The 6,360-nt window shown below is 62.2% G+C and carries 6 protein-coding genes; 2 read left to right on the top strand and 4 right to left on the bottom strand.

Annotated elements, in window-relative coordinates:
• Positions 1–1,406: carboxyl transferase domain-containing protein (locus tag HY852_RS09300; RefSeq protein ID WP_291604241.1), on the top strand; the 1,406-nt coding region annotated here is incomplete at its 5' end.
• 133 nt (positions 1,407–1,539) lie between these two features.
• Here HY852_RS09300 and HY852_RS09295 read toward each other — a convergent pair.
• The 4 genes from HY852_RS09295 to bioB all read right to left on the bottom strand — a co-directional run bounded on the left by HY852_RS09295 (position 1,540) and on the right by bioB (position 5,574).
• Entirely contained in the window at positions 1,540–2,769 is a 1,230-nt protein-coding gene (locus HY852_RS09295; protein ID WP_291604239.1) for a sodium ion-translocating decarboxylase subunit beta, read from the bottom strand.
• 15 nt (positions 2,770–2,784) lie between these two features.
• The gene (locus tag HY852_RS09290; protein ID WP_291604237.1) at positions 2,785–2,934 is read right to left on the bottom strand and encodes an OadG family protein; all 150 of its coding nucleotides are present in this window, start codon (positions 2,932–2,934) and stop codon (positions 2,785–2,787) included.
• A 34-nt stretch (positions 2,935–2,968) separates the two neighbouring features.
• The gene (locus HY852_RS09285; protein WP_291604234.1) at positions 2,969–4,195 is read right to left on the bottom strand and encodes an acyl-CoA dehydrogenase; all 1,227 of its coding nucleotides are present in this window, start codon (positions 4,193–4,195) and stop codon (positions 2,969–2,971) included.
• A gap of 383 nt (positions 4,196–4,578) precedes the next feature.
• The gene (gene bioB, locus HY852_RS09280) at positions 4,579–5,574 is read right to left on the bottom strand and encodes a biotin synthase BioB (protein WP_291604232.1); all 996 of its coding nucleotides are present in this window, start codon (positions 5,572–5,574) and stop codon (positions 4,579–4,581) included.
• Between the two features lie 514 nt (positions 5,575–6,088).
• On the opposite strand from bioB, the gene HY852_RS09275 reads away from it, so the two are divergent.
• Positions 6,089–6,360, top strand: a 272-nt coding sequence (locus HY852_RS09275) for a transporter substrate-binding protein (RefSeq protein ID WP_291604230.1), incomplete at its 3' end; no start/stop codon positions are given.

Below are 6,360 nucleotides of genomic sequence, written 5' to 3'. Positions count from 1 at the left end.
GCTTTGACAACAAGGTGCTGGCCGGCGCCTGGGTGGCCGGGCAGCCCGACAATATTCTGCGCGTGACCAATCTTGCCAGGCGGCTGCACATTCCGCTGGTGTGGCTGGTCAACTGCAGCGGCGTAAAACTGCCCGACCAGGAGAAGTTCTACGCCGACCGGCGCGGCTCCGGCACCTGCTTCTTCCGCCACGCCGAGCTCGAGCAGGCGGGCGTTCCGATTCTCGCCGGCATCTACGGCACCAATCCGGCCGGTGGCGGCTATCAGGGCATCAGCCCGACCATCCTGCTCGCCCACAAGGACGCCAACATTGCCGTCGGCGGCGTCGGCATCGTGTCGGGCATGTCACCCAAGGGTGGCTTCGACATCGAGGGGCTGGAGCAGCTGATCGCCAACACCCGCAACATTCGCGAGCGCCCGCCTGGCAGCGTCGATACCCACTACGGAGAAACCGGCTTCTTCACCCACGTGTACGACGAAGAGAAGGGCGTGCTCGACGGCATCAAGGAGTACATGCGGGCGATCCCGGCCTACGACCCGATGTTCTTCCGCGTCGCCGAGCCGGCCGAGCCGCGGCTTCCCGCGAGCGACCTCTACCACCTGCTGCCGACCAATCAGAAAGAGGCCTACATCTTCGACGAGATCCTCGCGCGCGTGGTCGACGGCAGCGAGCACATGGAGTTCCGCCCCGATTACGGCCCGGAGATCTACACCGGGCTGGTCAAGATGGACGGCATGCTGGTGGGCGTCATCGGCAACCGGCAGGGCCTGCTGCCCAAGGGCTATCCCGAATACGCCAACTATCCGGGCATCGGCGGCAAGCTCTATCGCCAGGGCCTGATCAAGATGAACGAGTTCGTCACCCTGTGCGGGCGCGACCGGGTGCCGGTCATCTGGTTCCAGGACACGACCGGCATCGACGTCGGGGATATCGCCGAGAAGGCGGAACTGCTCGGCCTCGGCCAGTCGCTCATCTACTCGATCCAGCAGACCGACGTGCCGATGATGCTGGTGGTGCTGCGCAAGGGCAGCGCGGCCGCCCATTACATCATGGGCGGCCCTACCGCCAACCGCCACAACGCCTTCACGCTCGGCACCGCGGCGACCGAGATCTACGTCATGCATGGCGAGACCGCCGCCGCCGCGACCTATGCCAGGCGCGCCATCAAGGACAAGGATGCGGGCAAGCCGCTGCAGCCGATCGCCGACAAGATGAACGAGATGGCGAAGAAGTACTACGACACGTCGCGCCCGGCCTACTGCGCCCAGCACGGCTTCGTCGACGAGATCGTCGACCTCAAGGCGCTGCGCAATTATCTCAAGGCGTTCGCCGGGGCGGTGTATCAGAACCCGCAGTCGATCTGCCCGCGCCACCAGCTACTGCTGCCGCGCATCATCAAGGGGTAGCGGCCTGTTCCGGATGCAGCGCAACGTGAAACGGTGCGCCGCTGATCCGGGACCCGCAATTCACAGGCAATGTCGTTCCGGTTCCGGGTCTGCAGCGCACCACCTGCATAACGCGCCGCGCCCGGGACACGGATCAGATCAGCCCCATGCCTTTGAGCACGGAGAGCATGACGGCGGCGGCGGCGACCGAGCCGATCTGCCCGCCCGTATTGGCGCCCATGGCGTGCATCAGGAGAAAGTTATGCTTGTCGTAGCGCTGGCCCTGCGTCTGCACGACGCGCGCGGCCATCGGATAGGCGGAGATGCCGGCGGCGCCGATCAGCGGATTGATCTTGCCGCCGGACAACAGATACCAAAGCTTGCCGAACAGCACGCCGACCACGGTGTCGAGGCAGATGGCGACGAAGCCGAGCGCGAAAATGGCGAGCGTGGTCGGCTTGAGGAACGCCTCCGCCCCCATGGTCGCGCCGATGGCGATGCCGAGGAACAGCGTCGCGATATTGGCGATCTCGTTCTCCGACGCCTTGGTGAGACGCGCCACCACACCGGCCTCGCGCATGAAATTGCCCAGCATGATGGCGCCCATCAGCGGCAGGCCCTTGGGCGCGATCAGCCCGGTGACGATGGTGACGACGACCGGGAACGCCAGCTTGACGTTCGGCGAAACGCTGCGCTCGACCTTCGGCATGCGCGTCGTGCGCTCCTTGTGGGTCGTCAGCGCCTTCATGATCGGCGGCTGGATGATCGGCACCAGCGCCATGTAGGAATAGGCGGCGACTGAGATCGGCCCCAGGAGCTCCGGCGCGTATTGCGCGGCGACATAGATCGCGGTCGGCCCGTCGCACGCCCCGATGATGGCGATGCTCACCGCCTGCAGGTACGGAAAGCCGAGCGCAAGCGCGAGCAGCAGCGTAAGGAAAATGCCGCATTGGCCGGCGGCGCCGAACAGCAGGATTCTCGGGTTCTCCAGTAGCGGCCCAAAATCGGTCATCGCCCCGATGCCGATGAAGATCAGCAGCGGAAACAGCTCGTTGGCGATGCCCGCATTGTAGAGCAAGCGCAGGAAGCCCGTGTCCTCCTTCATTAGCGCCTTGGCCGCGTCGGGCGCGCCGATGATGTCGAACACCTGCCTGGCGCCCGAGTCGATGCCCTGGTGCATGAGCTCGCTCATCGGGATATTTGCGAGCAGGCAGCCGAAGCCGATCGGCACCAGCAGCAGCGGCTCGACCTCCTTCTTGACGCCGAGATAGAGCAGTACGCCGGCGATCAGCAGCATCGCCACGTTCTTGAGACCGCCGAGCGTGAACAGGAATTGGACGCCCTCGGTGAGGCCGGACAGACCGGTCAGGATTTCTGCGAGCATGGTTGTTTCCCCCACCTAGGACTGCTTGCTCTTGTCACCATCCTCGGCGGACAGCGGAAAGAGCTTTTTCAGGAGCTGAATCGACCAGATGAGGATGGCGAGCGTGAGAAAGGTGCCCCCTATGCCGACGACCATCATCGTTATACCGAATGCCCATTTATCCATGCTTGTCCCCTTGGCTACACGCCGACACGCCCGGTCAGCCGAATGCTTGGATACCCGTCTGCGCGCGACCGAGGATCAGCGCATGGATGTCGTGCGTGCCCTCGTAAGTGTTCACAGTCTCGAGATTTTGCAGATGCCGCGTCACGTGACAATCGGCTCCGATACCGCTGTCGCTGTGAATGTCACGGGCAATGCGCGCGATATCGAGCGCTTTGCCGCAATTGTTGCGTTTCATCATCGAGATTAGTTCGGGAGCGGCGCGGCCCTCGTCCATCAGCCGGCCGAGCCGCAGCACTCCCCGCAGGCCCAGTGCGATCTCGGTCTGCATATCGGCGAGCTTCCTTTGCACCAACTGCGTTGCCGCCAGCGGGCGACCGAATTGACAGTGCTCGAGCGTGTAGCTTCGCGCCCGATGCCAGCAATCCTCGGCGGCGCCTATTACGCCCCAGGCGATGCCGTAATGCGCACGGTTGAGGCAACCGAACGGACCCTTCAGACCGGACACGCGAGCCAGCAGGTTTTGGTCAGGAACGAAGACGTCGTCCATCACTACATCGCCGATGATGGAAGTGCGCAACGACAGCTTGCCACCGATCTTGGTCGCGGACAGGCCCGCCATGCTCCTGTCGAGGATGAAGCCGCGGATTTCGTCGCCATGCGCGGTCGATTTTGCCCAGATGATGAACACGTCGGCGATCGGTGAATTCGCAATCCAGATCTTTGTGCCGCTCAGCCGGTATCCGCCAGGAACCTTCTCGGCCCGCGCCTTCATGCCGGCTGGATCGGAACCGGCACCGCGTTCGGTGAGGCCGAAGCAGCCCACCCATTCGCCGCTCGCGAGTTTGGGGAGGTAGGTCCGCCGCTGACGCTCGTCGCCATAGGCATAAATCGGATACATGACGAGCGCGGACTGCACGCTCATCATCGTGCGATAGCCTGAATCGACGCGACCCAGCTCGCGTGCGACAAGTCCGTACGCGACGTAACTCGCACCTGCGCCGCCGTGTCGTTCCGGGAGGGTAAGACCAAGCAAGTCGCGTTCGCCCATCTCGCTGAAGATCGCGCGATCGACCTTCTCTTCCAGATAGGCGTTGACGACGCGCGGGAGCAAATTCTCCTGTGCATAACTGCGCGCTATGTCGCGCACCCTTCGTTCCTCGTCGGTGAGTTCGCCCTCGAGGTCGAGAATATCCCCCCAGTTGAAGCACGCGTCGAGGAAAGAGACAGGCCGGTTTTCTTGCGTTTCGGCTGGCCCCCTCATCGATTACTCCCTCGACTAGCAGCGCTCATCTTGCCGCCAATCCAATGGGGGCATGACCTAATAGTGGGAGTTCTGGCCGAGACTTGGCACGGCTGCGTTGCGCCATATCAAAGTATCGGCCCGAAGCAGGCGCGCAGAGTCACGTTGTCGTTGCAATTCCGTTCGGCATGTGAGGCCAAACGGCGTGCGAGTACCTTAGGGACCGAGACGTCTCTCGAAAGGCCAGGTCAGAAATTCTTTTTCGCGAAATAGGAAATAATATTATATTTCAATAGCTTAAATGATGACATGCACTTGTACCCCCCGGGGGGGTGGCCAGGTCGCGCAGGCTAAGCTGCCCGCCCGCAACCGCCGAGGGAAACCGAGGCACAGCGCGGCATTAATTACGCCGACATGGGTTTGAGACCGAGCTTGTTGAAAAGCCGCATGTCTCGGTCGCGCTCCGGGTTGGCCGCGGTGAGCAGAAGTGGGCCGTAGAAGATCGAGTTGGCCCCGGCCAGGAAGCACAGAGCTTGGGTCTCCTCGCTCATATCCTCTCGGCCGGCCGAGAGGCGCACCATCGATTTGGGCATGCTGATGCGGGCGACTGCGACGGTACGCACAAACTCGATCATATCGAGCCCGCTCGCGCCCGCGAGCGGCGTGCCCTCGACACGCACGAGCATGTTGATCGGTACCGATTCCGGATGGACCGGCAGATTGGCGAGTGCCTCAATCATGCCGACGCGATCCTCTCGCGTCTCGCCCATGCCGACGATGCCACCGCAGCAGACGTGAACGCCGGCCTCGCGCACAGCATCAAGCGTGTCGAGCCGGTCCCGATAGGTCCGCGTGGTGATGACCTCGCCGTAATACTCGGGCGAAGTATCGAGATTGTGGTTGTAATAATCGAGGCCGGCACCTTTGAGACGCTTCGCCTGCGTGTCGGTCAACATGCCGAGCGTCAGGCAGGTCTCGAGCCCGAGCGCCTTGACGCCCTCGACCATGGCGCAGACCTGGTCGAGATCGCGGTCTTTCGGGCTTCGCCACGCTGCGCCCATGCAAAAGCGGCTGGCGCCACCGGCCTTGGCCGCCTTCGCCTCCGCCAGAACCGTGTCAATGCTGAGCAGCTTCTCGGCCTTCACGCCCGTGTCGTGATGGGCGCTCTGCGAACAGTAGCCGCAATCCTCGCTGCACCCACCGGTCTTGATCGACAAAAGCGTCGAGACCTGCACCTCGCATGGATCGAAATGCGCGCGGTGGAGGGTCTGGGCGTGGAAAATAAGCTCGGGAAATGGCAGCGCGAATAGCGCCCGCAGTTCCTCGCGCGTCCAGTCGTGGCGAACGATGTCAGGCGTTTCGACCTGGAAGCGCTTGGTTGCGACTGCAGCGAGCGACATTCGATGGTTTCCCTTCCCGTCTCCGGAACCCGGTCTTTAGCTATATTTTCCAGGGCCTGTCTATATTGCGAAAACACGTATCGTTGTGGGCACCTTGGTTGCGGTGTTGATCGCGCACACCAACGTCATCACCCACAATGTGCGCATAAGCACGGCGTTAGATTTGGCGAAATGTCCGCTACGATCCGCTTCCGGCCGGCCTCGTCGCCCGTCGCCTGCGTCTTAATTTATTGCGACGAAAATAACCTCCGGCCGCTGAATCTGGCGGCGGTCGCCGCGCTGAGAGCGTCTCGTGCCCCAGAATAGCTCTGATAGATTCTAAAGCAGGCCGCCTAAAATTTAATCAAGGGTTTCTGCCCGCGAATTAGGCAGACCATCGTCCGTCCCGAAAACATATTTATTTACCTGAGACTTAGGGAGAAATCTCGGCCTTGGCATGGTGCTTGCAAAACTTCCTTTGCGCAGGAAAGTCGCCGGGACAAACAGCGCGCGTCAAAATCAGGGGACTTCGCTCATGTCAAGAACCATAAAGGCGGTCGTTGCGCGACCGAATGCCCGCTTGTGGCTTTCCGCCACTGCGGGACTGGCATTTGCGGCCGCGGCCGCAATTTCGCCCGCCAAAGCCCAGGATACCATCAAAGTCGGCATCCTCCACTCCCTCTCCGGCACCATGGCCATCAGCGAAACCACGCTCAAGGACACGATGCTGTTCCTTATCGACGAGCAGAACAAGAAAGGCTGCGTGCTCGGCAAGAAGCTCGAGGCGGTCGTAGTCGACCCGGCTTC

This window comes from Bradyrhizobium sp. (assembly GCF_016213215.1).
In the GTDB taxonomy this organism is placed as follows: Bacteria; Pseudomonadota; Alphaproteobacteria; order Rhizobiales; family Xanthobacteraceae; genus Bradyrhizobium.
Note: the sequence above shows the minus strand (reverse complement) of the source record. Positions and strands in the feature narration are given on the sequence as shown.

Bases quoted from the DNA above. Each gene is read 5' to 3' on its own strand.
- HY852_RS09295 (WP_291604239.1), bottom strand. From the start codon at position 2,769: ATGCTCGCAGAAATCCTGACCGGTCTGTCCGGCCTCACCGAGGGCGTC.
- HY852_RS09290 (WP_291604237.1), bottom strand. From the start codon at position 2,934: ATGGATAAATGGGCATTCGGTATAACGATGATGGTCGTCGGCATAGGG.
- HY852_RS09285 (WP_291604234.1), bottom strand. From the start codon at position 4,195: ATGAGGGGGCCAGCCGAAACGCAAGAAAACCGGCCTGTCTCTTTCCTC.
- bioB (WP_291604232.1), bottom strand. From the start codon at position 5,574: ATGTCGCTCGCTGCAGTCGCAACCAAGCGCTTCCAGGTCGAAACGCCT.